Raw genomic sequence first — 25,290 nt, forward strand, 5'->3', positions numbered from 1 at the left:
GGCCTTGGGCGGTGTAGACGCAGCCGACTTGCTGGTGGCCGCCGGTGTGGCTGGCCCAGCGCTGGGTGGTGCCAGTGGTTCTCCGTCCGCGGTGCCCAGGTTTTCGCTGTTTTGGTCTGCGGGTCGGTGGCTGCTGGGATCATCGGCGGGGTAAGCGCTCTTCTGGCAAATCCTGTGTTGTCTCGCCGGTGTCGGCACTTGGGAGTAGAACGATGGAACCTGCGACGCGCGCCCGCCCTCTGGCGGACTTGTTTCCGCTGAAGGTCCTCGTGTGCGGCTGGTGCCGGGCCGGTGCGGCCACCGGTGGAGTACGGACGCTGTGCGCTGAGGGAGAGTCCTTGACAGTAACGTGGCATGACCGTGCCTGCCCCCATCACGTGGCCGATCTGATCCTGGCTGACGACAGCTGACAGGGGAGGGCTGACAGCAGCCGTCCTGCCAAGCCGTTCCACTCCACTGGCCGAGTCCTGGAACGCAGCTTGGGGCGGGTCGCCCCCCTCCACCGCCCGAGAGCACCCGCGCCGCCGGTCACCCGTAGCGCGTTGTCCAGATGGACGTCGTTCGGGTCCCAGCCGGGCCGCCGCAGGAACTGCAGGGGAACCGCCCCTGCGCCCAGTCCACGCCCAGCTTCGCTAGGGCGGCGTGCTGGTTGGCGGTGAGCTTGTCGCGCCGGCTCTCGGTGTTGGACACCCACACGCCCAGCTTCACGGTCACCGGTTCCTCCTCGCCCTCGACCGCGATCTCCTCTCCGTGGGCCCTGGGGACCGGCCGGTGGGCACCTTCCCGCTCCACCCATTGCGCGAGCGCCGCCAGGCCCCGCTGAAATGCCTGCTCTGCCCTTCTGCTACGTCCCGCAAGCCGGCCCCGAAGCCCCCGAGCCTGTCGCCTCGGCGGCGGCGTAGGCGGCTGCGCTGGGTGAGCCAGTGGTGAAGTTGATCGCGTTGGCTGGGTGGTGTCGCGTTCGGGGGGCGTTTCCCCGTGGGGTTGGGTGGCGCGTGCCGGGGAGGACTGCTTGCCGCCGGTCCGGAGCTCCAGGCCCGGTGGTGGGGTGGCCGCAACCGTAAGGCGTTCGTGCCGTTGACTGGCAGGGATGCACACCCGGTCCCGGGGCGGTACCCCCGAGCGCCCCGGGACGCCCGGGCTCCCTCGCAATGCTCACGGTCGGGCGGCACCGTAGCGCGGGTTACGGCGGGCGGGGCCCGGTGGGGTGAGTCGTGGCAGTTTCCTGGCCGCCACGGCCCTGCCCAACGCCAGTGTCGGTCAGGACAGACCCCGTGCCGTTGCCGCGCGCCCCGCGTCGCCGGGGCGCTCAGGACCGCCACGGCGGCCCGTGCCTGCGGACGTACTCGGCATGGAGATCGCGGTCCGAGCGGCGGTGCCGGCCGGCGGTGAACATCGTGCCGCCGACGAGGAGGAGCAGAGCGCCGGTGATGCCCAGCCCGAGCGGGTCGAGGGCCCGGCTGCCGGTCTTCTCCAACCAGGGATCCAGGGCGCCGATCCGGTCCTTGAACATGACGACCTGCTCGCCGGACGCGACCTGGCCGCGGCAGTTCTGGACCGCTCCCAGATCGTGGCGCTCGCCCGCGGTGTCGACGACGCGGCAGGAGTACCGCACGTCGCCCTTGACGTTGGTCCGCTCGTCGAACTCCAGCACCACCGCGCTGACCCGCTCGCCGAACAGCTTCATGTAGGCCTCGTTCAGGTTGGAACCGGCGAACACGCCGAGCGCCAGGGTCCCGAAGCCCACGATCGCCGCGGCGCCCGCCCGGTTCCAGTTCGAGCCCGCGACGGCCGCTCCGAGCCCCGCCGCGGCCAGGACGACGAGCACGCCGACGTACAGCATCCACGGGAACTGCGAGACGAAGCCGCCCAGCGTGCCACCTCCCGCCACGAGCACGGCCCAGAACAGCGAGTTCCGGGTGCGCCGGAACCCCGACGGCGAAGCCTTTCCCAGGGGTCCCGTTGTCCGGGCCGTGTCCATACCGATCTCCTCCGAGCCCCGCCGCGTACCGTCCCGCCCACCCTACGCAGGGGCCCGCGCAGGCGCTGTTCCTTGGCCGGGTCGATCGTGACCATCGCAGGCACCTGACCGCGCAGCTCGGCCAGGTGCCGCCCGGTGGGCCGGACCAGGATCAGCCGACCGGTCGGGCGCAGTACGCGGTGGAACTCGGCCGGGTTGCGTGGGGCGAACACGTTCAGCACGACGTCGGCTGCCCCGTCGGCCAGCGGGAAGGGACGGAAGACGTCCCAGGCCACTGCGGCGGCCCGGTCGTGGGCACGGGCTGCCGAGCGCAGCGCGCGCACCGATGTGTCGAGCCCCAGACCACGGGCGTCGATCAGTTGATCGACTCTGTGCACGACAAATGCCCAGCCACATCCACGGCCGGTTGCGGGCTGCAGGGTCAGAGGGCGGGGTCGTAGGTGATTCGGGCGTTGGGGCAGGACGCTGTGTACTGCAGGAGGGCTTCCCGCTCGGCCCGGTCGACGGCGAGGCCCCAGCGGTGCTTGGTGCCGACCCATTCACCGAGGTAGCGGCAGTGGGCCGAAGCCATGGGCATCCAGGTGACCGGGTCCTGGTGGGACTTCTGCCGGTTCGAGCGGGCGGAGACGCCGACGAGGGTGACGTCGGAGCCGAGGTCGTTGGCGTAGCGGCGGCGTTCGGTGGTCCAGACGTAGCCGCCAGCTGGCGGGGAGCGTCATTCGAATCGCGCGGTATCCCTGTCTGGTCCCGGTGGTTGAGGGGTTCGGGCCGGCCTGCCTGTTGGTGCGGTTGTGGCCCTGCAGGAGCGCGAGTGCCCTGGTTTCGATGGGTGTCAGGAGCGAGTGCCGGCCTCGCTCCGCTTCATGTAGCCGTCAGGAGGACACCCCGCGTCCGGGTCCTCTGTAGGGCACATGCTGGGATCCTCTGTATCTCCGAAGTCCCCGTAAAGGTAGACCCAAACCGTGCACGTCGGATCCTCGGTGAAGGACAGCCGAAGATCATTGCCGTGTGTGGCGGTCTCGTCGGGGGTGTTGAGGCCGTCGCCTTTGCGGCTGACGTAGAAGGCCCATCGGCCGTTGGACAGCTTCTCGGGGTGGGCGCAGTCAGCCATCGCTTTGACCTTGTCGAATCCCGTTCCAGTGAAGGTGTGTTCCTTCGAGAAGGTCAGGGACGTCCCTGCTGGGCTGGTCCACGTCCCTACCAGCTGATCCTGCGGAATGTCCGCCGCGTGGATGGCTGCGCCGTACCCGCAAGACGCTGTGAGAAGTACCCCAGTTACCGCAAGAACCATCGCCCGCCATCCACGCATGTCCGCAAACCTCTCCCCAGAGATTGGATGTCCGGCCTGTGGCCGCACCTCAGCATATTTGAACATGCTCAAAAGATGCGGCTTCCCCCGGGGCGGCCGTGAGCGACACCTCCCAAACCGGCCGTATGGCACGGCTTCGACCGGTGGTCAGCGCGGCGGGGCGGTCAGACGGCCTTCGATCGTGGACCGGACGAAGGAGCAGATCAAGAACGCTCCCGAGTTCGACAAGGACAAGCACCTCGGCGACGCGGACTACCACCGTCAGGTCGGCGGCTACTACGACGGCCCGCACCGCCTGTAACCGACGCGGTCACAGATGTACGAGGCGGGGGCGGCAACCAATCGGTTGCCGCCCCCCGCCTCTGCCATGGGGCCGCTGCCAGCGTGTGCCTTCGCGCGCCGGCTGGTGTCTGTGTGGTGGCCTGCGGTGTGGGGGCCTGCCAGTCCAGGCACACGACGGTGGCATCAGATAGAGCCGCTGGCCGTGCCTACCGTCCGGCTCCCGAGCCGCGGCCGGGACGGCGACGGGTGACGGTGACGGTCGGAGCCGAGCGGGCGACGTGTGGCGTCCGCCAACGCCGCTTTACATCCGCCCTCTGTGTCGAGGCCCTCGTCTCCGCTCGAGGTGCTCGGAGGGAGGTCCGAGCGCGGTCGGCATGTTTCTCCCTGGGGGGAGGGGCTGCCGGACCGGAGGGGCCCAACCAAGACGGTCCGGTCCGGCAGCGGAAAATGAGGTGCGGGACGCGCCGCGGTGTGGACGTCGCCGGCGGTGTCAGCACCGTACGGCCCGAACGGACCGCTCTCCCCTGGGGGTGCGCGCCAAGGTACGCGGCGCCGCCCTTCATCCGGCGGGCGGGGACTGACGGTCACCGCGGCAGGTCATGCGGTGGCGTTGTCCTGGCTGCGGGTGTGTGCGACGAGGGCGTGGGCGGCGGTGGGGTGGGCGGGCAGCAGGGCACTCAGGCCGGTGAGGTCCAGCAGCCGCTCAAGGCGGTCGGGGACGGCGGCGAGGACCAGGGTGCCGTCAGCGGTCTTGGCGCAGCGGAAGATGCCGACGAGGGCGTTGAAGCCGGAGGAGTCGCAGAAGGTGACGGCCCCGAGGTCCAGGATCAGGTGGCGGTGGCCTTGTTCGATCAGGGCCAGTGCCTGGGTGCGCAGGCGGGGGGCGGTGTCGATGTCGAGTTCCCCGGCGACGTGGGCCAGGGCGAGGTCGCCGTCGGTGTGCTGTGCGGTGAGGCTGAAATCGGTCACGGTCGGCTCTCCGACGTCTGGCCGGCGGGGGCGATGGTGTGGGCGGTGGCGGTCGCGGTGAGGCCGTCTGTGTCTTGGGCGAGGGGGACGGACAGGGCCAGCAGGGCGACATCGTCACCGGCACCATGGGGCATGGCGTCGATGAGGTCGACGGTGTCCTCTATGACCTCCGCCGCACTGACGGGCCCGGTGCGCGCGGCGAGGAAACGGGTCAGGCCCTCTTCTCCGATCATGTCCCCGCCCAGGGTGCGGGCCTCGGTCAGCCCGTCGGTGTAGAGGAGCAGTCCTTCACCCGGGGCGAGGTGAAGGGTGAGGGAGGCGAAGTGCGCGCCAGCGAGCGCGCCGATGAGCATGCCTCCCTTGGGCTGGACCGCTTCTACCGCTCCGGAGTCGCGCAGGTGGTAGGCCGGGGGGTGCCCGCCGGTGGCCACCGTGATGGTGAACCCTTCCCTCTCGTGCGGTTCGAGGACGCCGAAGACGGCGGTGCAGAACCGGGTGCCGACCGCGGGGTCGAGGAGCAGCGCCGTGTTCAGCGAGGTGAGGACGACGTCGGGGTCGGGGTCGATCAGGGCTGCGGCGCGCAGGGTGTAGCGGGTCAGGGAGGTCAGGGCGGCGGCTTCGGGGCCCTTGCCGCACACGTCTCCGAGGAAGAACGCCCACCTCTTCCCGCCGAGGGGGAAGACGTCGTAGAAGTCGCCGCCCACGTTCTGCGGGGAGGCGGTGGCGTAGTGGCAGGCCAGCTCCAGGCCCGGTACCACCGGAAGCGCCGGCGGCAGCAGGGTGCGCTGGAGGGTGGAGGCGAACGCCTGGATGGCGTTCTTGTCCCGGTCCGCGCGCTGCCGGGCCTCCTCCTGCTCGATGCGCCGCTCCTGCTCGCTGCGCAGGGCTTTGAGCGCCGCCAGGCGCATCTCCAGCTCGTCGAGCACGATCGCGGCCAGGTCCGCGAGGGTGGCGGTGTCGTCCTCGGTGATCAGGCGGGGCTTGGTGTCGAGGATGTTGACGGTGCCCAGCCGGTGCCCGTCGCCGGTGATGATCGGCGCGGCGGCGTAGAAGCGGACGCCCATCGGTCCGGTGACCAGGCCGTTGTTGAAGGCGACGGGGTCGGTGAGTGTGTCCGGGATCACCAGTGTGTCGTCGGTGAGGATCGCCGAGCCGCACAGGCCCGGCTCCCGGCCGATCTCGCTGACGCCTTCCAGGCCGTGGGCGGCCTTGAACCAGATCCGGTCCTCGTCCACGATCGTCACGCTTGCCACCGGCACCTTGAACAGCCGGGCCGCCATCGCCGCGACGCGGTCGAACGCGCCGTCGGGCGGGGTGTCGAGGATGTCGTAGCGGCGCACGGCGTCCATCCGGGCCGCTTCTTCTACCGCACTGAGCGTTCGCCGGCCCGGCGTGTCCGCCGGGCCGCTCGCGTGTTCCGCTTGCGGCATCGTCTGTCTCTCCTTGCCGCGTCGGCGTCGGTGCCGACGACTGCGGCAGCCTAGACCAGCCTCCTGTCATCAAGGAAACAAACGCTTTCCGAGGATCAACCGACGATCACCGAAGAGGGCAGAACCTGCAACAAATCCATCAAAAGCCCCGATCCGGTAGAAATCCCGTACCACCCTTTGATCAGGCAACCCGGCCCCCTCCAGCCGAATCCGGATCGCACAAGGCGACTTCTGACCAAGACACCAAGAGAACCGTCCGTCTCGGGTCTGGGGGTCGAGCCTGTTGAGCACGTTCAAGGGGCGAGGTGAAGGCGCAGGGTGAGGCCGGTGCCGGTGGCTCGGATTTCGACGAGGTCGCACAGCTGGTGGATCATCCACAGGCCCCGGCCGCCGTTAGCGGAGGCGAGGGCAGGGCGCCGGCGTCCGGCGAGGGGGTTGGCGAGGTGGCCCTTGTCGCGGATCTCGGCCACGGCGGTGCCGTGCCCGGTGGTCCACAGTCGAAGGGTGCCGGTGCCGCCGCCGTGGGCAACGGAGTTGGTGGTGGCTTCGCTGATCGCGAGCACGAGGTCGCCTCTGCGGGCTCGGTCCAGGTTTGTGCCTTCCAGCCATTGCCGAGCGTGCTCGCGCGTCTGGGCGAGCTGGCCCGCGGCATAGGGAAAGGTCAGGGCGTGTACTGGTTCGGGCAGGGGTTCGTCGCAGTCGGCGCAGACGACGGCGGGGTCGGCGTAGGCCGCACCGGCCAGGTCACGGCCGTTCTCCAGGAGTCTGGGGTGGGTGCGCCGGGCGTTGGCGACCACTGCTTCGGGGAGGGCGGTGACGTCGTAGGGGCACAGGATCGTGGCGGGGCGGCCGGCGAAGGCGGTGTTGATGAGCGCCTCGTGCCGGGTGGCCTCCAAGGTCTCCGAGCGCGAGCGGCTGGGCCAGATCGGCTCTCCCACGATGTGAGCGGCCCGGCCGGGGTGTCGGTCGGCGAAGTCCTGCAGGGCCGACAGGATCCTTCCGGGGTTTCGGCCCAGCACGGCCATGTCCGCGAAGTCGACGCCCGCGGCGTCGTCCCCCAGCCACTCGCGCAGGGCGTTCAGATGTGCTTCGGGCACCGCCACGAACGTGGCCTCCTCTGCCCTGAGTGCGGCGCGCACAAAGCCGCCCACTCCGCTGACGTACTCCTCCTGGGTGCGGTAGAACAGTGCGGGATGCACGAAGGGCCCAGCATCCGGAACGGTGGTCACGGTGTTCGTCATGCCGCCATCTCCAGGACACTGCATTCGTCGGGGAACATCTGCGCTGCCCGCAGCAGCGAGGGTGGAGGCTGATGCAAGACCAGCCGCCGGCCCTCACTCCTCAAAACATCGGCTGCGCGTACCAGTTGGGCGAGGGCGTCGACGTCGAAGAAGTCGGCCTCGGTCAGATCAAGGTGCACGGCGGCGCCGGGAACTCGGACCAGCGCGCTCAGGGCCGCCGCCAGGTCTGGGCGGGAGTCCATATCCGCATGACCGACGAGTCGCGCCCCCAGCCCCTCGTGGAGCGGCGTGACATGCAGCGCCGGCCGCGCGATGTGGGAGCCTTCGCCGTGGTGGCCTGTGACCACGTGTGTGCGGTGGGCGGCAATGGGTAGGGCCGCGGCGCCGGTGATGTCCAGGCGTCGATCGAACAGGCACATCCCGGTCACGGGCAGATCGGCGAACACCTCTGCTTCCAGACGCAGTTCGTATTCGAGGAGGCGCTCCGCGCCCGGCACCTCTCGCGTGCACCAGTCCATCTCGCCCACGACCCGCAGCCCCGGATATCCCGCCGCCATCGCTTCCTCGCACGCCTGCCGCATCCCGGCGATCACCGTGTCCGGGTCGAAGGGAAGCAGCCGAAGATAGGACTGCGACGCGCCTTGGACCGCCAGCTGCCCCGTTGCCTGGGCCGCCTCGACGTCCAGTCCGGCCGCCTCGAGCGAATCGGTCACGGTGCGTGCCGCGGTGGTGTCGGTGAAGTACAGCACCCGCTCACCGTTCGCCAGTCCGGCGCCGACGAACGCCGTCACCGCCCGCGATTTTTCCCGGTCACCGCTGTATGCGCAGCACGAGTGGCCGCCCCGGGGCGGGTGGGGCAGACCGGCATGGTCCGGGGGCACCTGCGACTCCACGGTGGTGAGGGCCGTCGGCCGACTGTTCCGGCCGGGTCCTGAAAAGCCTACAAGAGTCTGGCGAGCAGGTGGCGCGTGGCGATGTGCGCCAGAAGCGAGGGTGAATGTCGTCGGCGCCTTCCTGGACGGCGTGTGTGGGGCAGCCGCGTGGAGAGCCGTGCCCTTTGACCATCCGACCGGCGCGGCTGTGGGAAGTTCGGTGGTGGGGAAGGTGATGGCAAGGAGCGCGCGGTCGTCGGGGGATTCGGCGCCGGATCGGTGGTTCAGGAACATGTCGCACAGGTCCGTGGCAGTGAGGCCGATACTGGTGTGGGCCAGGTCTCTCAGGCGGCCCAGGCCGATGTCGAGGTTCTCTCCGCGCCGTTCGATCAGTCCGTCGGTGTAGAGCAGAAGGCTGTCCCCGCGTTGAACGTTGACCTCCACCTCGCGATATTTCGCCTCCCGTACGGGGCCGAGCGGAGGTGCCAGGGCCTGGTCGAGGAAGCTGCTGGTGCCATCGACGCTGATCAACAGGGGCGGTAGGTGACCGGCTCTGGAATAGCGAAGGGTGCGGGTGCGGCGGTTGAAGACCAGGTAGCAGGCGGTGGCCATCAGATCGGGGTGGTACCGGCCGATGAAATCGTTGAGTTCGTGCAGGACCGCGGCGGGGTGGTGCCCGCAGCGCATGGCGATGCTCCGCAGGGCCGCGGTGATCTGGGCCATCGCGGCAGCCTCGGCGAGGCCGTGCCCGGCGACGTCCCCGATGGTGAGCCCGATGTGGTCGTCGTCGAGAAGGTGGACGTCGTACCAGTCGCCGCCGACCTTGACCTGGTCGGTGCCCGCCGCATAGCACCCGGCCATGTCGAACCCGGCAATGACCGGGAGGCGCGGGAGCAGGCTCAGCTGCAGACGCTCGGCGACGCGGTGCTCGTGCTCGTACAGGCCCGCACGGCGCACCGCCTGTGCGACCTGCTGGGCGACGGCCATCAGGTGTTCGGCCTCGGGTCTGTCCTGGGGGCTGTGATGCACGAGGAGGCTGCCCAGCTTCACGCTGTCCGCTTCGAGCAGGGCGCGAACCGCGGTCCCGTCAGGGGCCGCCGCCTCTTCGCCTCGAGCCGCTCGATCGGATGCGACCGGGATTCGTTTGTCGAGGTCAGTCCATGTATCCCCGGCCAAGGCGAGCAACGTGTCGGTCGGTTCCAGGGAGGGGATGAGCCGGCGCGAATACAGTTGCAGGTCGACGCCGGTGGCGTTCAGCGCGGCGGGCGCAGTCTCCTGGACCGCTTGGGCGACCTCGGCCAGAGTGGCGGCCGAGGCGAGAGCGGCGGTCAGCTGGTACAGACGCTGAAGTCGCGAGCGTGCCTTCTTCTCGGCGTCGAGGAGGAGTTCGCGTTCGGCGTCGGTCGCGCGGCGGACGGCTATCTCGCGGTTGAGCGCCGTCACCTGCTGACTCAGGACCACGAACTGGTCGGTGTGGTCCAGGCGGGTCATGTGCAGCTGCACGGCAGGCTGCGGCCCGTCCCACCAGGTGGCGCGGGCGCCGTGGCAGCGAAAGCGCACCAGCTGACCACCGGGGTTCCTGACGGTCAGAGAGCCGGGTAGCGGGTCACCGCTGCGCAGCCAGTGAGCCATGTGCAGGCGGAGGAGATCGGAATCCTCCGCGGCGAGGTGAAACAGGTCGGCGCCTGCGTGCAGGTGCGTGACGAAGCGGGTGGCGGCCGGGTTCGCGGCGAGAATCTGCCCCTCGGCCGTGCACAGCAGGACCGGGTTGGGCAGCAGGCGGGCGATGGCCTGGAACAGGCCCAGACTCATTCGACCACCGACCCTGCGGCGAAGGCCCCGAGTCCTGGGGGCGCATCACCGAAGTACTCCCGCCCCGAGTCCCTGCCCGCGTCCGCCCCGGGCACCAGGTGCACGACGACGCGGCAACCCGCCGCACCGCGCGCGATCGTCTCCACAAGTTCGACCTGCGCGTAGCCGAGGTTGCGTGCGGCGATGGTACCGAAGACGTTGGAGGTCATCATGCACATCGACTCACGGCCGATCACCTTCTCCGCGAATGGACAGCTACGGGTTCCGAGCACGATCTTCCGGTCGTCCTGTTCGATGATGTAAAAGTCGCCGCGGATGCGTTGCTTGAGATCCACCAGCACGTCTGCGACCTGCTGACGGGAGAGCCGGTCAACGGCGAGAGCGCTCGTATACATGTCACCTATGTGGGCACCCACGGTCTGCCCGACCACACTGATATAGCCGGACGCCTCCGCCAAGCCGACGATCGACTCGAGAGAGGTAGCCAGTTCCCGCACCAGTGTCCGCAGGAAAATATCCCGGTCCAGGGGGATATCGGCGTCCATCGCTTGCGTCATCTTCGGCTCCTGTCACGTCCGGCCATAGCGGCTTGCGCAACGTCACCGAGCGACGCAATGTCATTGACGGCGATCGCCGTCTGCGCTTGGCCCGCCTGCCCACGCACACGTGCTTCAAGCGCAGACGGCGAGAGGGGTGACGCAGGCCACGAATCCCCTCCCGCCGCTACCTCAATGGAGGTGTTTGACCTTGAGAACCTGTTCTCCTATCGAACGGGATTGTTGGGATTCCGCTGTTGGGAGTGGATTTCGCTCGGCCGAGGCAGGGATGAGGCGTCCTGGTTCTCGTTGATCGTGCGGGATGTGTGATGGCGTCGGTGCTGAGTCTGCTGGAAGCGAAGGAGACGGCTGCGCGGGAGCGGATTGAGCGGCTGCGGGAAGAAGCCGACCGGTACTGGTCGAGCTCGGAGAGGCGAAAAGCCGTCTCGACCGGCTGGTCATCGCCCGTGAGACGGTGAGCGAGGTCTTGAACGGTCCAGCCGTCCAGGGGGCAAGAGGCAGCGGAAGCTTGTGCGGATCCGGTTGGGGCGGGGGTCATGGTGGCGCCACGCCATCGTGAGGGGCTGTCCGTCCGTGTGCTCCGCACCTCACTGCGAAACAGGTAGAGGGAAGGGGGTCGGAACGCGGGGAGGGGCCCCGGCGCGTACGCACCTGAGACAGGCTGTGCGGGGATCGCGGTGCTCGACCGGAGACCACCTCACTATCGATGTCCTGCGGTACCCGGACTCACGACTTACACCCGGGGGCTGGTACTCCGCCGGACAGCCTCTTCGGTCCGCTCGTACGAGCCCTGGGTGATCCCGGGCTCGCGGCCGGTGGCGATGGCTTCGCCGCACGCGGCGAGGGCGCGGTACAGGGTGGAGCGGCCGACGCCGAGGTGCGGGGCGATGGCGGTGATCGACTCCTGCGCGTCGCGGCAGCGCAGGGTGACGGCGTGTCGCCGTCGACGACCAGCCACCGTGCGGGCCGTTCGCCGCAGCGGTGTCCAGTCCGACGATGGTCCGCTCGCGGATGAACTTCCGCTCGACCTCCGCCCTCGCGGCGAACGCAACGGAGAGGACTTTGCCGGCACCGTGCGGGAGGTAGGTGCCGACCTCGACCGGGTACGCGTGATGGCCTGGGCGCCCTCTGGCCCCTGTTCGCCCTCACTCTCGGCGAAAGGGCGGCGGCCCGGCACACCGCAGCACCCCAACCAGGACGCCGCGCGCCGCGCCGAAACCGCACCCGGTCAGAGCCCGTTCGCCGTGCTCTTCGGCTGCTCCGACTCTCGGCTCGCCGCTGAGATCATCTTTGACCAGGGCCTGGGCGACCTCTTCGTGGTCCGTACCGCCGGCCATGTGGCAGGGCCGGAGGTGCTGGGCAGCATCGAGTGCGGCGTGAGCGTCCTCGACTGCCCGCTGGTCGTGGTGCTGGGCCACGACTCGTGCGGTGCGATCGCCGCCGCTCGTGCCGCCCAGTCCGACGGCATCGGCACCACCGGGTACGTGCGCGACGTCAACCCCGCTGGACGACACCATGAACGCCATGCCGAGGTGGGCACCACCTTGTCGCGGTGACCGACAGCAGCGACGCGGCAATAGCCTTCGTCACCCTGGAAGACGTGTCCTGGAAGGACTCATCGGCGAAGCCGCCTGATCCCCCTTGCCCAGCCCCGGAGGCCGGCCCCACACCAGGAGCCGGCGCCTTACTTACGGCGCGCCATGGTGCCGGACGGCTGAGCCCGCAGAGCAGGACCGTCCACCGCCTCCGGCATTCCCGCCTGATTCGCTTCGCTCATGTCACCCATCAACCCTTCCGGCCTTCTCCAGCGCACCCGCAGCGGCCACCAGCTGAGGGCCTCGCAACGATCACCGAGTATGGGCCTTCCGCCGACCCGGACCCGCACCGGGCAGGCTCGCTCCAGTGACCGCCCCGCCCTTGTGCCCCGCGCACCGCCTGCCTCCCCCGGCTACCCTGGCTCCCCAGGCAAGTGCGGCCCGCGCCAAGCCACTCGGCGGATGATCCCACCTCTTCTGGGTCCTCGCCGCGCTCCCCGCCGTGGCCGCGTGTCTCGCCCTGGTGACACCAGGAGAGAGCCCCATCCGACCGCTGTCGAGGCCCGTTTCGAGCGGCAAATCAGCGTCACGTTTGTGCACGCAGCGCCCACAGCGCACATCACTTACGTCACGAAGTCGGCCCTGCATGGCTCTGACCTGCGATTAGCTTTCAACCTGTTTCCGTTGCATCTGTTTCTGACGACCCACCATGTCGAGTGCGCGGCCATCCTTGAACCCACGGCAAAGGGTGTCTGACCTGCGCTTTTGTCGAGTGCGCATGATGCGCGCTACGTGCGTTACGGGCGATATCTGACGCGCGTGACGCACGTCTGACGCACGCTGTCAGCGACGTCTGACAGGCCATCAGTCGTGGAAGGGTGCCTCTCGCAACAGGTCGTGGGCCTGCTGCGGGCGGCACCCTTTTGGGTTGTGGGCTACCCAACGAGCCCGCGTCTGACTCGCCCTCTGGCTTCCCCACCTAGCCGACCACTAAGCGGCGGGACCGGTGAGGGCCGGCTTACGAACAGCCCTTGGGCCCGTTCGGGTCTGAACCGACCGGGAATCAGGCGGCGACGAGCTCCCGCTCGCGGTCCGGCGTTTTGACCTTGGGCTTCTTGTTCGGCAGCGAGAGCCGGAAGACCTTGTGCCACGCGGAGAACACCTGCTTGGGCAGCGGGCCGGTGACGTACTCCAGCTCGTACTTCTCGAACAGCGCGCGCACCTTCACCGCGACCTCGGCGTACCGGTTGCTGGGCAGGTCCGGGAACAGGTGGTGTTCGATCTGGTGCGACAGGTTGCCGGTCATGAAGTGCATGGCTTTGCTGCCGCTGATGTTCGCCGAGCCCATCATCTGGCGCAGGTACCACTGGCCGCGCGTCTCGCCCTCGATCGACCGGCGCTCGAAGACCTGCACGCCCTCGGGGAAGTGCCCGCACATGATCACCGAGTGGGTCCAGAGGTTGCGGACCAGATTCGCGGTGAACGTGGCGGCGAGCGTGGTGAGGAACGAGGGGCCCGACAACAGCGGGTGGATCACGTAGTCCTTGAGGACCTGCTTGCGGATCTTGCGGCCCACGGCCCTGGCCCGCGCGCGGAACTCCGGGGTGTTGCGGCGGCGCTTGTGCAGGTTCTTGCCGAGTTCCAGGTCGTACGCCGCGATGCCGTACTCGAAGAAGCAGGCGTTGAGGAAGTTCCACAGCGGCTGGCCGAGGTGGAACGGGTGCCACTTCTGGTCCTCGTCGACGCGCATGATGCCGTAGCCGAGGTCGTTGTCCTTGCCGATCACGTTGGTGTACCTGTGGTGCAGCTCATTGTGCGAGTGCTTCCACTGCTCGGCCGGCGAGACGTGGTCCCAGTCCCAGGTGGCGGAGTGGATCTTCGGGTCCCGCATCCAGTCCCACTGGCCGTGCAGGATGTTGTGGCCGATCTCCATGTTGTCCATGATCTTCGCCACGGACAGACCGGCGGTGCCGATCAGCCATGCGGGCGGGAAGATCGAGAACAGCAGCACGCCCCTGCTGACCAGCTCGAGCTTGCGCTGCGCCGCGATGACCTTGCGGATGTAGGCGGCGTCCTTCTCGCCGCGGCCGGCGATCACCTCGTCGCGGATCGCGTCCAGCTCGCGGCCGAGCTCCTCGATCTGCTCCGCGGTCAGGTGGGCGGTGGGGTCGATGGCGGTCAAAGTGCTCCTACCGTTCGATGTCGCAGGGGCCCGCCGCGGCGGACACGCAGGTCTGGATGAGGACGCCCGGCTCGGCTTCGGTGATCTCACCGGTGCGCAGGTCGCGGACGGCGCCCGCCTTGAGCGGCGTGACGCAGCCGAAGCAGATGCCCATGCGGCACCCGGACGGCATCAGCACGCCGGCCTCCTCGCCGATGTCCAGCAAGGGCGTGGCGCCGTCCGCGTCGACGGTTTTGCCGGTGGTGCTGAACGTGACCTCGCCGCCGCCGCCGCCGCCGCCGTCGCCGTCGCCGGCGACGACGATGCCGGGGCGGAAGCGTTCGGTGTGCAGGCGCTCCTGGACTCCGTGCTCGGTCCAGTGATCTTCGGCGGCGTCGAGCAGGCCGGCGGGGCCGCAGGCCCAGGTCTCGCGCTCGGCCCAGTCGGGCACGAGTTCGGCGAGACGGGCGATGTCCAGCGTTCCGTCCGTGTCGGTGTGCAGCTCGGTCAGACGCAGCTTCTTGTCCGCGACCAGGTCGTGCAGATCGTTGCGGAAGATCACGTCTTGCGGTTGTGGCGCGGAGTGGACCATGACGACGTCGTCGAGTGCGATGTCGCGGAGCATGCCCATCACGGGCGTGATGCCGCTGCCGGCCGTCAGGTAGAGAACCTTGGCGGGCTTGGCCTGCGGCAGTACGAAGTCACCGGTCGCCTGGTCGAGCTGGATCAGTGTGCCCGGTTTCGCGCTGCGGACCAGGTGGTTGCTGACCTTGCCGTCCGGGATCGCCTTCACGGTGATCGTGATGCGGCCGTCCTGGCGGTTCGTCGGCGAGGTGATCGAGTAGGCACGCCACAGGCGCACCCCGTCGACGTCGACCCCGATCCGCACGTACTGCCCGGCCCTGTGGCCGCGCCAGCCCCGTCCCGGCCTGATCACGATGGTCGCGGCGTCACCCGTCTCCGGGTGCACGGCCTCGATGCGCCCGCGCAGGACAGCGCCCGCACGCAGGGGGCTGACCAGGTCGAGGTAGTCCGACGGCAGCAGCGGTGTCGTGACCATCTCCAGCAGTTTCCACGCCCTACTGCGGAGGGCTGCACTCGTCATGGCTCCAGCTTGCTGCGCCTCAGAGCGTAAAGTCCTGTCCGTAGGACGTGAAAATGATCGGTCGAATTGTTCGCAGGGAACAAAATATGAGCCATGCAGTCCGAAGGGCCACCGAACTGGCCTTGGACGAGGCGACGGTCACCGCGCTCCGGGCCGCGCTGAAGACCACCGCCGACGAGGTCGTCCAGGCGATCATCGACGAGGTCCCTCCCTATGCCAACGCCCTCTCGGGCCGCATGGGCGCCACCATCCGCCGAGCCGTCCGCACCGCCCTGGGGCACTACCTGAACCTCGCCAGCGGCAACGCCACGGGCGGCGACGCCGGTGACGCAGCCTACGAGCTGGGCCGCGGCGAGGTGCGCGACGGCCGTTCGATGGACGCCCTCCTCAGCGCCTACCGCGTCGGCGCCCGCGTGGCCTGGCGATGCCTGGCCGCGGGCGCCGTCCCCGCAGGGCTCCCCGCCGCCGACGTCGCCAAGTTCGCCGAGCTGACCTTCGCCTACATCGACGAGCTCTCCGCCGCGAGCGCCGCGGGCCACGCCGACGAACTCGCCGCGCGGGGCCGGGCCCACGAGCGCCACCTGGAACGACTGGCCCGCGACCTCATCTCCGGCGCGAGCCCGGACGTGCTCCTCGCCGCTGCCGGGCGGGCCGGGTGGCTGCCTCCGGTTTCGCTGACCGCAGTCCTGCTGCCCGCCGCCCAGGCCCGGCCCGCCTACCGCGCGCTCGACCCGAGCACCCTCGTCCTCGACGATCTGCCGGACGCGTCCGGCGTGCTGCTCGTCCCCGATGCCGACCGAGCACATCTCCTGAGGCGGCTGCCCGACGGCACCGCCGTGGTCGGCCCGGCCCGGCCGTGGACTCGTGCCTTCGCCTCGTACGCACGAGCCGTCCGCGCGCGCGCCCTCACCTCCGACATCCGCGACACCGAGGACCACCTGCCCGAGCTGGTACTGAGCGCCGACGTGGACGCGTTCGCGGACCTGCGTGCCCGAGCCCTCGCACCGCTGCAGACCTTGCCCGTCTCGACCGCGCGGCGGCTGGAGGAGACGTTGCGGGCGTGGCTGCTGCACCATGGCAGGCGGAACGAGATGGCGGCGGCGTTGTTCGTCCATCCCCAGACCGTCCGGTACCGGATGTCGCAGCTGCGGGAGCTGTTTCCGGATCTCGGGTCGCCGCACCGGGTCCTTGAACTGACTCTCGCGGTCGGCCTTCGGGCCAGCTGACGCGTTCTTCGAGCGTCCACGACCGCGTCCGCGAGCAGGGCGGTCGCAACGGGTCTCGGTCCGGTCCCCGCTGGTCGAGGCCGAATACCTCTCTGCTGAACGTGCGGAAATCTATCTTGGCCAGAGTAGACATTCAGCAGCGTGGTGGCTATGGTTTCTCTCGTAACGCAGAGAGACCGCAGGGCCTGGCAGAGACGAACTGCCGGCAGCAGGACCCGTAGTTGCAGTGCGCAGGACGGTGCGGTGGTGGAGTGTCGAAGCCAGGGCTGTTGCAGGACGGCGACGGGACTGACGACCGGACCGGGTGGCCCGCAGTGATCAGGGGCCGCCGTGAGCAGTACGCAGTTCCCGTTTGGTCAGTGATTGATCCAGAGGGAAGAACGGAGGAACCAGACGCCATCAGGATCGCCCGGACGCCACGCGAGTCCGGGTGCCGCAGGACATCGATAGTGAGGTGGTCTCCGGTCACGCATCCGCGATCCCCGCACCCCCGACAGCGTGTCAGTCGGGCTGGCGGAAACAGAAGGCCGACGCAGCATCAGGGTCGGCAGATGGTGTAGCAGTTCCTTCGGGGCCCGGGAGCCACATGCTCCCGGGCCCCTCCGCGCGTTCCGCAGACAGGTGTGATGACCGCAGACGATCTGCTCTCCCGTGGTGCAATGTGGGCGGTTTGGGCGCCGGGTGCGTGAGGGCGGCTGACTGGTAAGCGCACTGTCACTTCAGGTGGAGGGTCTGTGATCGCAGGAGGGCCAGGCGGGAATGGTGGGCCTGATTATGGTTTCCGCGTGAAGGGTGGTCGCGTGCGTGAGGGGATGACGCTCGCGGGGATGCTGGAGGCGGCGGAGGCCGCGCCGCCCGTGGAAGCCCTTGATGTGGTCGCGCGCATGCTCAAGGAGCGCATCGGGGCGGTGTCGGTGTCCTTCCTGATCACCGACTTCACGGGTGGCTCGGTCGTACGGCTGGGCGCCGCGGGAAGCGTCGAGACGGGTGAGCGCGCCCAGCGCATCACGCTGCCGGGCACGCTGTACGACGACGTGATCCGCAGCCAGCGCCCGAGCGTGCAGGACGAAGGCCCGGCGACGCTCGTACGGGTGGTCGCTCCGGTGACCAACCGCGGGGACGCCATCGGCCTCCTGGAACTGTTCCTGCCCGCGCCGCCGGACGCGGACGTGATGCGGGAAATCGGTGAGACGGCGCATGCGCTGGCCTACATCGTGATCGCGAACCGCTCCTTCACTGACGTCTACCAATGGGGCCGGCGTACGCGCCCGCTCAATCTGGCCGCGGAGATCCAGCACCGGCTGCTCCCCGCGTCGCTGGCGTGCGAGGCCGCGCAGTTCGCGGTGGCCGGGGCGCTGGAACCCGCCGACCACGTCGGGGGCGACACCTTCGACTATGTGGTCGACCGGGACACCGTCCAGCTGTCCGTCACCGACGCCATGGGCCATGACGTCGCCGCTTCACTGCTGGCCACTCTGGTGGTGGGCGCACTGCGCCGGGCCCGGCGGGCCGGCGAGGGCTTGCGGGAACAGGCCCGACAGGCCGACGAAGCCATGCGCGAGCACGGCCGTGAGGGCTACGTGACCGGTCAGCTGTTGCGGATCAGCCTGCTCGACGGATCCACCGAGTTCATCAACGCCGGACATCCCTGGCCGCTGCGCCTGCGCGATGGCGAAGTGACACAGATCGTTCCGGAGATCGATCTGCCGTTCGGCATCCTCAGCCCCCGTGACTATCGGGTGCAGTCACTGGACCTGCGCCCCGGCGACCGACTGGTGATGCTGACGGACGGCATGCTGGAACGCAACGCCGACACCGTGGACCTGTCCAAGCTCATCGTCGGCACCCGCGACCTGCATCCCCGGGAAGCCGCCCGCACCCTCATCGGGGCGATCGTCGACGCCGGCGACGGGCATCTGGAGGACGACGCGACCGTCATGTGCCTGGACTGGCACGGCACCGCCCCGACCCAACGGGACGCCGCCACCGGCGCCAACCTCACCGACGCCTCACTTCCGGCGACCTCAGGGACCCGTCCCGAACGGTGACCCGCTCAACCGCGCCTCTACGGGGTTAGCTCGGCCGGTTCGGTCTCGTGCGGGGATGACGGTCCCGTTCCCGATCCAGGGCGCGACCCTGCCCTACACCCTCGCCGGCCGCGGCCGCACCGGCTCCGGCAAGACCTCGCCTTGGGTCTGGATCCAGACGTTTGGAATCTGCAACACGGTGCATACGGACTTAACGCCAGCTTATTCATCGAGGTAGGAGAAGCGCATGGGCATCATCGCCTGGATCTTGATCGGACTGCTCGCGGGCTTCATCGCAAAGGCGCTGATGCCGGGCAAGGACCCGGGCGGCGTCATCATCACGATGCTGATCGGTGTCGCGGGCGGTCTGCTCGGCGGCTGGCTCGGCAAGGTCATCTTCGGTGTCGACTCCATCGACGGCTTCTTCGACCTCTCCACCTGGATCGCGGCCATCGTCGGCTCCGTCATCCTCCTCGCCGTCTACCGACTGGTCACCGGCAACAAGCGCCACCACCGCCACGCCTGAGCGACCCCGTCCCACCCAGACGGACAGCGGCTCCGCCTTCTCCTGAGGGCGGAGCCGTTCGTTGTCAGTCAGCAGGGCTGGCCCAGCGGAGGCGTGGCCGGAGTGATCCGCGCAAAGACCCGCGAAAATCTCCGTCCCGCTTGTCCGTGTATCACCCGGTTGCTGGGTAGGCGTGGGTCACCACACCTTCTATGGAGGTCATCATGGCGTCAACCCACCGCGCATCCATCGAAGAGCACCCCGACCTGATGGAACTGCGCGCCCGGCACGACCGCGCGGCAGCCACACCGCGCGCCCAGATGATCGAGGCTCTGGCCCTACTCACGGGTCTCTACCTCGCCGCTTCTCCCTGGATCGTCGGCTTCAACGGCTTCACCACCCTGGCGGTCACCAACCTCATCGCCGGTATCGCCTACATGCTCCTCCTCGGTGGCCTGGGCAACTCCTACGAGCGCACCCACTCCATGGCCTGGGCCGCGGCCGCCATCGGTATCTGGACCTGCGTCGCCCCTTGGGTCGTCGCCGGCGACGTCGCCCACACCCGCTCGATCACGAGCAACCTCATCACCGGTGTCATCGCCACCCTTCTCGCCCTCGCCGCTGCTTCCGCCGCCCGCGACAACGACACCAGCCGCCACGGCCCGGGGACACGCCGTCCCATGCCGGGTAGTCGCTGACGACGCGAACCCCGGGGGCGGGCGGCCCGCCGCCTGCTCCGGACAGCATGCGCCCTACGGCGGCGGCCGCCGACACCTTCGGCGAACGTTCTCTTAGAGACGACGCCCATCGCAGCCCGCTGTCCGATCAGGGCCAACAGCCCCTCCCACCTCATTGGTGGTTCGACTCGCCCACGAGCGGTTCACCCGCGTCCCCCCGGGCACTTTGTGCTGGCGCCAGTTCCTTCGGAAAGGCACCCCGGGTAAGTGCGCCGTTCACCCGGTTCAAGGAGGCGGCCGGGCCGTCCGAGGTCCCGGAGGAGGCCCGGACCGGTTCCGGGGTGGGTGGCGCAGTGGGCGCCCTCGCCACCTGTCCGTTCTGCGTCGCGGTCTGGGTGGTGACCACCCTGACCGGCGCTCAGATTCTGTGGCCGCGCCAGGTGAGGATCGTCACCGGCGCGCTCACGGCGTTCGCCGGGGCGGACGTCCTCCAGCTGGCCTACAGCGCCTTGCAGCAGAAGGCTCAGGAGTAGGACGTCGGCCTGTTCGCAGGGCGGAGCGGTCAGTCCCGGTCCTGCATTCCTATGCGCTCCGCGGCAGCTTGAAGCCCCGTTGCCGGTCTGGTTGGGCCGTCTGGGCGAACCACACACTCCCGGCCGCGAACCAGCAGGCGCATGCCATCCGCCCGACGGCAAACTCGCCGCGGCACCCTGTGTTCACCGAGTGTGTCGGGGTAACCGCACCGCAGGGCCTTCCTCTACCTCGGGAGTACCGGATGACGTTCAATCCGCTGGAGCAGCGGGGCATTCCGCTGGACCGTCAGCTTCGTAACTGGCGGGAGCTGAACGTCAAGCCTATCGACCCCGATCGCTGTGATCCGTACACCCGGTGCCGGATCATCACGATGAACGGGATCGAGGTGGAGGCGATCTTGTTCAGCCACCAGCTGGCCCGCAATACCGTGGATCCCGAGGTCAAGCGGCAGCTGGCGCAGACCCGCTACATCGAGGCGCAGCAGCAGAAGGTGGTGAACTGGCTGCTGCCAGGGTGTCGTCGGTGCTGGAGACGACGATCGCCTACGAGCAGGTGGCAGTCGACCTGACCTCGTGGGTGGCCCGGATGGAGCCGGATCCGTATCTGCGCCAGGCGTACGAGTTCGGTGTGCTGGAGGACTTCGACCACCTCTACCGGTACGCGAACCTCTACGAGATGATCGAGCACCGCAAGGCCGAGGCGATCGTCGACGGACTGACCGAGGTCATGCCGGGCCGGCCCACCAAGTTCCACCACCGTGACTCGGTCGACAACGTGCGCGACCCCTACGACAAAACCGCGACGGACCCGCTGTCGAAGTTGCACGCGCTGACCGTCCTGTCCGCGGAGCAGCAGACGATGAACTTCTACATGAACACCGGCCCGACCTACATGGAGCCGATCGCCCGGCAGCTCTACCAGGAGATCGGGCTGATCGAGGAGGAGCACGTCACGCACTACGAGTCCCTCGTCGACCCGGGTGAGACGTGGTGGGAGCAGCTGGTCACCCACGAGTACAACGAGTGCTACCTCTACCACTCCTTCATGGAGCAGGAGAGCGACCCCAAGGTGAAGGCGGTGTGGGAGCTCCACCTGAACATGGAGCTGGAGCACCTCTACACCGCCTGCGACTTGATGCGCCGTATCGACGGCCGCGACCCGGCGGAGATCCTGGCGCCGGAGCTGCCGAACGTGCTCACCTTCGAGCCGAACAAGGCCTATCTGCGCGAGCTGCTGGACACGCAGGTGGACCTGACCACGCTCGGAGCGGGCTACGTGCGCGAGGCGCACGAGCGGTTCGAGAAGATGCAGGAGCAGATCCACGGCGGTGAGGAACCGCCCAGCGAGCGCGTCATGGCCGAGCACGACGCGATGTTCGGCCGCGAGTACCGCGTCCAGACCGAGGGTGAACACCCGGACCCCGCCATGCGCGAGAAGAAGTGAGGCGGACGGACGTGGCAGACCTCAAGACCCCCCAGGCCGGGGACGACCGCGCTCCCGACACCGACGTCGTCGCACTCCTGATGCGCCAGCACGGAGACATCCGCAACCTCTTCGACGAGGTCGAGGCGGCGACCGGGGACGAGCGCCGCGACGCCTTCCACCGCCTCGTGCGCCTGCTCGCGGTCCACGAGACGGCGGAAGAAGAGGTCGTCCACCCCTTCGCCCGTCATGCCCTGCCCGGTGGCGCGGAGGTCGTCGAGGAACGCCTCGCCGAGGAGAAGGCCGCCAAGGAGAGCCTGCTGGCGCTCGAGGACCTGGACACCGGCGACCCGACGTTCATGCCGCGTTTCATGAAGCTGCGGACGGACGTCCAGGAGCACGCCCGCGCCGAGGAGCGCTACGAGTTCACCCACATCCGCCGAAGCACCGACGTCACCACCCTGGCCGCCATGGCCAAGGCGGTCAAGGCCGCCGAGGCCTTGGCTCCCACCCGGCCGCACCCAGGCATCGAGTCCGGAACGGCCAACATGGCGCTGGGGCCGGTCGTTGCCCTGATGGCCCGCACCAAGGACGCCGTACGCGAAGCCATGGGAGAGCCCTGACAAAGGGCCGACCCCCGCGCTCCGCTTCGCCGGCCCGGACAAGGGTGGCTTCCGTGCTGGCGGTCGGCCGACGCCTGCGTTCCGGACCGGTACGTTTGACGGTCATGAACGGGGTAGGGGCCGAGGAGGAACGCGGCCGAGAGTGTGGCCGTCTTGGCCCAGGCCGCGTGTAAGGAGATGAGAGCGATGCGTCATCGTCTGCTGATTTCGGCGGCCATCATGACCGCGGTGAGCGGGGTCTGCGCCCCATCGGCGTTCGCCGCCACGCCCGCCGGAGACCAGGACACCGCCTACGTCCAGGCCGCACACCAAAGCAATCTGGCCGAGATAGCGGCAGGCCAGGATGCGCAGAAGAACGCCGTGACCCCCTGCGTCAAGGACGTCGGCGCGAAGCTGGTCACCGATCACCAGAAGCTGGATGCGGACCTGAAGGCGCTCGCCGGCAAGAGCAACGTGACGCTGCCGACCGCGCCGACGGCCGAACAGCAGCAGAAGATGAAGGCGGTCCAGGAGAAGGCAGGGACGGCCGGGTACGACGCTGCCTGGCTCTCCGACCAGGAAGCCAGCCACACGAAGACCCTTGAGCTGATCGACCAGCAGGTCAGAGCGGGCAGCGATGCGGCCGTCACCAGTGCGGCCGAGAAGGCCCGCCCGGTCGTCGCCATGCACCTCGACATGGTCCGCGGCGGCACCTGCCACGTCATGTAGCGCCCTGTCTGGTCGACGGGTGGTACCTGTAGACCATCCGTCCGGCATCTGTCTCGTCCCCGGGGGCCGTCGGACGAGCGGTTCGTCTACCTGTCCGACGTGCTGCCCACCGCATGGCAGGCCGTGGACTACGCGGCCGTACCGCCGGGAGGCAGCGTCGCCGTACTCGGACTCGGTCCGATCGGTGACATGTCCACATGCATCGCCGCCCACCGGGCGCGCCGGCACGGTGATTGGCATCGACCTCGCACCGGAACGGCTGCAGCGCGCCAAGACCCGGGGGGCCACGCCTTCGCCCGGAGTGCCAGGTCGAAACCGGTACCTTCGACGCCCCCGGCGAGGCGGGGTACACGGTTCCTGAGCGCCTGTGGACCCGCCCCCTCCGCCGAGGTCGCCCGCCTGACGGCCGGCCGAACCGACGCACCCGCGCTCGGTCTCATCCCGGCGGAAGCCAGCGCCGACCTGCTGTTCCGGCTCGTACCCGAGCAGCGGGCCGACCAAGTCGCCGACCAGTTGCGCCTGGCCGGCCGGGCACTGTGGAGGTCTCCTCCACCATCTCGGACCCCTACCGGACGCCCCCCGGCCACCCCGCGCTCGCGGGCCTGACCCGGGCCGTCAGCCATGCCTACGGGGCTCCGGCCCGGCACATCGGCAACGGCGGCGCCGCTCCCGGCGCTCAACGCGCCCGCGTCTGCGACGTGCCAGTGCTCTTCTTCGGGACGGGACGCACGCCGAACGACGCCGGCGGGGCACGGCCATCAGCCACCCGGTGCCTGAGCAGCACCTGGCTGCGCAGCGGCCAGGTGCTGCTCCAATCGCTCCATGCGCTGCATCTTGGTCACCGTGGAGGAGTCCACTCGAGCGTGCCGGGGTCGTTACAGGATGCCGGGCAGAAGGCCCGTGGCGGTGGAAACGAGCCCGCTGGGGAGGCCGCTTGGTATGGCGGAGGCGTCAATCAGGCCGAGTCATGATCAATCCCAGCGCTACTCGTGTACCGCAACTACATATACCCGGGGTTTACGCGTCGGGGCCTGCACTGGTCCAACCGGTGCAGGCCCCTCCCGGACCAAAGCCCGGCACGGCTGTTGTCGATGACCGTTCACCGACTGATTCCAGGGGAAGAGGCGTCAGTATGAAATGACGACGTAGGAGTCGCCGCCCGGCTCTCCAGAGTTGCCGGGGGCCTCGATGCCAATTCCGCCGTTGCCGCCGTCGCCGCCTGCGGCACGGCCGTCCGGTGCGGGCTGAGCGGGCAGGCCGCCCTCACCGCCGGTGGCGCCGATGCCGGGGGAGCCGTCGCCGCCGTTCTGGATCGTGCCGGCTCCTGAGCACGTTCCGGTGCCGCCCTCGCCGCCGGCCCCGGGGACGATTCCCCCAGGACCACCACCTGCGCCACCGCCACCGCCGCCGGTGGCGATAGCCAGGGCGGTGGCATCGGGTGCGAGCAGGGCAGCAGCTTCTCCCGGCTCGCCGTTACCGCCGGGCGTGCCGACGGGAGCAACTGCACCGCCTTCGCCGCCGGCTCCGCCTTCGCCTGTGTCGACCGTGTAGACCGTGCCCGGCGTCACCGGCACGGTGCACGAGACGTAGCCGCCGGCCCCGCCGCCACCGCCTCCACCGCCGACCCCGGGGCCGGCTCCGCCGCCTCCGCCGCCTCCGCCGCCCGCACCCCAGACCCGGGCGGTCACGGACGTGACGCCCGCGGGCGCGACGAAGGTCCCATCGGAGGTGAATACCACTTCACCGCTGGGCGGGGGGGTGGGCGTAGGGGTGGGAGTGGGAATGGTTCCGACGACGGGACCCGCCTGGGCGGCGGCACCGTTCACGCCGACGCTGTCCCTGCCGCTGCAGATCTGCTGGACAGACGTTGCGGTTGCCGGGCCGCTACCCAGGAGCGGGCCATTGAGGAGGCCGTTTTGGAATGCCATCTGCGTGACCTCGGAGCGCTGATCGCACTCGACCACGTTCGCGCCCCCATCCGCATCCCCGCCGCCATGGGCGTGGACGAAGGCACCACCAGCCCCGAACATACTGGCGCTCCCGACCAGGGCAGCTACCAATGCCGCCCGGTGAAACTTGCGCACACCATCTCCCTGTCGTCCGATTCGTCGCCATCCAGATGGACACAACGTCAGATTGCGGACATTAGGCGAGGTTTGCAGCCCTTCGACCGCAACACGCCTGAGTTCGTGAAGATGTGGCGAGCGCCGACGGGTGACCGGCTCCGTTTGCCCGCCCTACCTCAGGGCGCCTGGCATAACCCCACCGCGCCCCCCACACCACCGGCCTTCGGGCAATCAGCCTCGACCTCCCC

General features: G+C 69.2%; 21 protein-coding genes and 4 pseudogenes. 11 read left to right on the forward strand and 14 right to left on the reverse strand.

Annotated elements, in window-relative coordinates:
• Window positions 1-528 precede the first annotated feature (528 nt).
• From ACZ3X1_RS28975 to ACZ3X1_RS28995, 5 genes and pseudogenes are all read right to left on the reverse strand, one after another.
• A complete protein-coding gene (locus ACZ3X1_RS28975) occupies window positions 529-1,098 on the reverse strand; it encodes a helicase associated domain-containing protein (protein ID WP_467281526.1) in 570 nt (189 codons plus the stop codon).
• Between the two features lie 211 nt (window positions 1,099-1,309).
• Window positions 1,310-1,981, reverse strand: coding sequence for a hypothetical protein (locus ACZ3X1_RS28980; RefSeq protein ID WP_467281563.1), 672 nt, complete (start codon window positions 1,979-1,981; stop codon window positions 1,310-1,312).
• 47 nt (window positions 1,982-2,028) lie between these two features.
• Window positions 2,029-2,349 (reverse strand): annotated as a pseudogene (locus ACZ3X1_RS28985) (methyltransferase type 11); the annotation flags it as partial.
• A gap of 53 nt (window positions 2,350-2,402) precedes the next feature.
• Window positions 2,403-2,558, reverse strand: coding sequence for a hypothetical protein (locus ACZ3X1_RS28990; RefSeq protein ID WP_390079654.1), 156 nt, complete (start codon window positions 2,556-2,558; stop codon window positions 2,403-2,405).
• A gap of 255 nt (window positions 2,559-2,813) precedes the next feature.
• Window positions 2,814-3,356 (reverse strand): hypothetical protein, encoded by a 543-nt coding sequence (locus ACZ3X1_RS28995; RefSeq protein WP_390079656.1) that lies wholly within the window; start codon window positions 3,354-3,356, stop codon window positions 2,814-2,816.
• A gap of 115 nt (window positions 3,357-3,471) precedes the next feature.
• Here ACZ3X1_RS28995 and ACZ3X1_RS29000 point away from each other — a divergent pair.
• Window positions 3,472-3,591, forward strand: a pseudogene (locus ACZ3X1_RS29000) (PRC-barrel domain containing protein); the annotation flags it as partial.
• Between the two features lie 578 nt (window positions 3,592-4,169).
• Here the strand turns inward: ACZ3X1_RS29000 and ACZ3X1_RS29005 are convergent.
• The 6 genes from ACZ3X1_RS29005 to ACZ3X1_RS29030 all read right to left on the reverse strand — a co-directional run bounded on the left by ACZ3X1_RS29005 (window position 4,170) and on the right by ACZ3X1_RS29030 (window position 11,411).
• Window positions 4,170-4,541 carry an STAS domain-containing protein gene (locus tag ACZ3X1_RS29005; RefSeq protein WP_390079658.1) on the reverse strand — a complete coding sequence of 124 codons (372 nt, stop codon included), beginning with the start codon at window positions 4,539-4,541 and terminating at the stop codon, window positions 4,170-4,172.
• Window positions 4,538-5,890, reverse strand: a complete 1,353-nt coding sequence (locus tag ACZ3X1_RS29010) for a PP2C family protein-serine/threonine phosphatase (protein WP_390079660.1) — start codon at window positions 5,888-5,890, stop codon at window positions 4,538-4,540. The genes ACZ3X1_RS29005 and ACZ3X1_RS29010 overlap by 4 nt, the downstream gene beginning before the upstream one ends.
• Window positions 5,891-6,264: 374 nt before the next feature.
• Window positions 6,265-7,212, reverse strand: a complete 948-nt coding sequence (locus ACZ3X1_RS29015) for an anti-sigma factor RsbA family regulatory protein (protein WP_467281527.1) — start codon at window positions 7,210-7,212, stop codon at window positions 6,265-6,267.
• A complete protein-coding gene (locus ACZ3X1_RS29020; protein WP_390079664.1) occupies window positions 7,209-9,896 on the reverse strand; it encodes a SpoIIE family protein phosphatase in 2,688 nt (895 codons plus the stop codon). Before ACZ3X1_RS29020 ends, ACZ3X1_RS29015 begins: the two co-directional genes overlap by 4 nt.
• Window positions 9,893-10,453 (reverse strand): methanogen output domain 1-containing protein, encoded by a 561-nt coding sequence (locus tag ACZ3X1_RS29025; RefSeq protein WP_467281528.1) that lies wholly within the window; start codon window positions 10,451-10,453, stop codon window positions 9,893-9,895. Before ACZ3X1_RS29025 ends, ACZ3X1_RS29020 begins: the two co-directional genes overlap by 4 nt.
• A 733-nt stretch (window positions 10,454-11,186) precedes the next feature.
• The gene (locus ACZ3X1_RS29030; RefSeq protein WP_390079668.1) at window positions 11,187-11,411 is read right to left on the reverse strand and encodes a helix-turn-helix domain-containing protein; all 225 of its coding nucleotides are present in this window, start codon (window positions 11,409-11,411) and stop codon (window positions 11,187-11,189) included.
• Window positions 11,412-11,565: 154 nt separating this feature from the next.
• On the opposite strand from ACZ3X1_RS29030, the gene ACZ3X1_RS29035 reads away from it, so the two are divergent.
• Entirely contained in the window at window positions 11,566-12,009 is a 444-nt protein-coding gene (locus ACZ3X1_RS29035; RefSeq protein ID WP_390079707.1) for a carbonic anhydrase, read from the forward strand.
• 1,042 nt (window positions 12,010-13,051) lie between these two features.
• On the opposite strand, the gene ACZ3X1_RS29040 is transcribed toward ACZ3X1_RS29035, so the two are convergent.
• The gene (locus ACZ3X1_RS29040; RefSeq protein ID WP_467281529.1) at window positions 13,052-14,170 is read right to left on the reverse strand and encodes a fatty acid desaturase family protein; all 1,119 of its coding nucleotides are present in this window, start codon (window positions 14,168-14,170) and stop codon (window positions 13,052-13,054) included.
• Window positions 14,171-14,177: 7 nt separating this feature from the next.
• A complete protein-coding gene (locus ACZ3X1_RS29045; RefSeq protein ID WP_390079672.1) occupies window positions 14,178-15,254 on the reverse strand; it encodes a ferredoxin reductase in 1,077 nt (358 codons plus the stop codon).
• A gap of 86 nt (window positions 15,255-15,340) precedes the next feature.
• Here ACZ3X1_RS29045 and ACZ3X1_RS29050 point away from each other — a divergent pair, with 86 nt between their 5' ends.
• The 9 genes and pseudogenes from ACZ3X1_RS29050 to ACZ3X1_RS29090 form a co-directional block, all read left to right on the forward strand.
• Entirely contained in the window at window positions 15,341-16,480 is a 1,140-nt protein-coding gene (locus ACZ3X1_RS29050; RefSeq protein WP_467281530.1) for a PucR family transcriptional regulator, read from the forward strand.
• A gap of 812 nt (window positions 16,481-17,292) precedes the next feature.
• Window positions 17,293-18,528 (forward strand): PP2C family protein-serine/threonine phosphatase, encoded by a 1,236-nt coding sequence (locus ACZ3X1_RS29055; RefSeq protein ID WP_390079709.1) that lies wholly within the window; start codon window positions 17,293-17,295, stop codon window positions 18,526-18,528.
• Window positions 18,529-18,754: 226 nt separating this feature from the next.
• The gene (locus ACZ3X1_RS29060; RefSeq protein WP_390079676.1) at window positions 18,755-19,033 is read left to right on the forward strand and encodes a GlsB/YeaQ/YmgE family stress response membrane protein; all 279 of its coding nucleotides are present in this window, start codon (window positions 18,755-18,757) and stop codon (window positions 19,031-19,033) included.
• Window positions 19,034-19,236: 203 nt separating this feature from the next.
• Entirely contained in the window at window positions 19,237-19,710 is a 474-nt protein-coding gene (locus tag ACZ3X1_RS29065) for an SPW repeat protein (RefSeq protein WP_390079678.1), read from the forward strand.
• Between the two features lie 47 nt (window positions 19,711-19,757).
• Window positions 19,758-20,222, forward strand: coding sequence for a DUF1360 domain-containing protein (locus tag ACZ3X1_RS29070; RefSeq protein WP_467281531.1), 465 nt, complete (start codon window positions 19,758-19,760; stop codon window positions 20,220-20,222).
• A 242-nt stretch (window positions 20,223-20,464) separates the two neighbouring features.
• Window positions 20,465-21,666: pseudogene (locus ACZ3X1_RS29075) on the forward strand (hypothetical protein).
• A gap of 11 nt (window positions 21,667-21,677) precedes the next feature.
• Window positions 21,678-22,268: a hemerythrin domain-containing protein gene (locus ACZ3X1_RS29080; RefSeq protein WP_467281532.1), complete on the forward strand. Its 591-nt coding sequence runs from the start codon at window positions 21,678-21,680 to the stop codon at window positions 22,266-22,268.
• 186 nt (window positions 22,269-22,454) lie between these two features.
• Window positions 22,455-22,976 (forward strand): DUF4142 domain-containing protein, encoded by a 522-nt coding sequence (locus tag ACZ3X1_RS29085; protein WP_467281533.1) that lies wholly within the window; start codon window positions 22,455-22,457, stop codon window positions 22,974-22,976.
• Between the two features lie 57 nt (window positions 22,977-23,033).
• Window positions 23,034-23,259 (forward strand): annotated as a pseudogene (locus ACZ3X1_RS29090) (glutathione-dependent formaldehyde dehydrogenase); the annotation flags it as partial.
• Between the two features lie 844 nt (window positions 23,260-24,103).
• Here the strand turns inward: ACZ3X1_RS29090 and ACZ3X1_RS29095 are convergent.
• Window positions 24,104-25,060, reverse strand: coding sequence for a hypothetical protein (locus tag ACZ3X1_RS29095; RefSeq protein ID WP_467281534.1), 957 nt, complete (start codon window positions 25,058-25,060; stop codon window positions 24,104-24,106).
• Between the last annotated feature and the right edge of the window lie 230 nt (window positions 25,061-25,290).

The sequence above is a fragment of the Streptomyces sp. NPDC023541 genome (assembly GCF_055559995.1).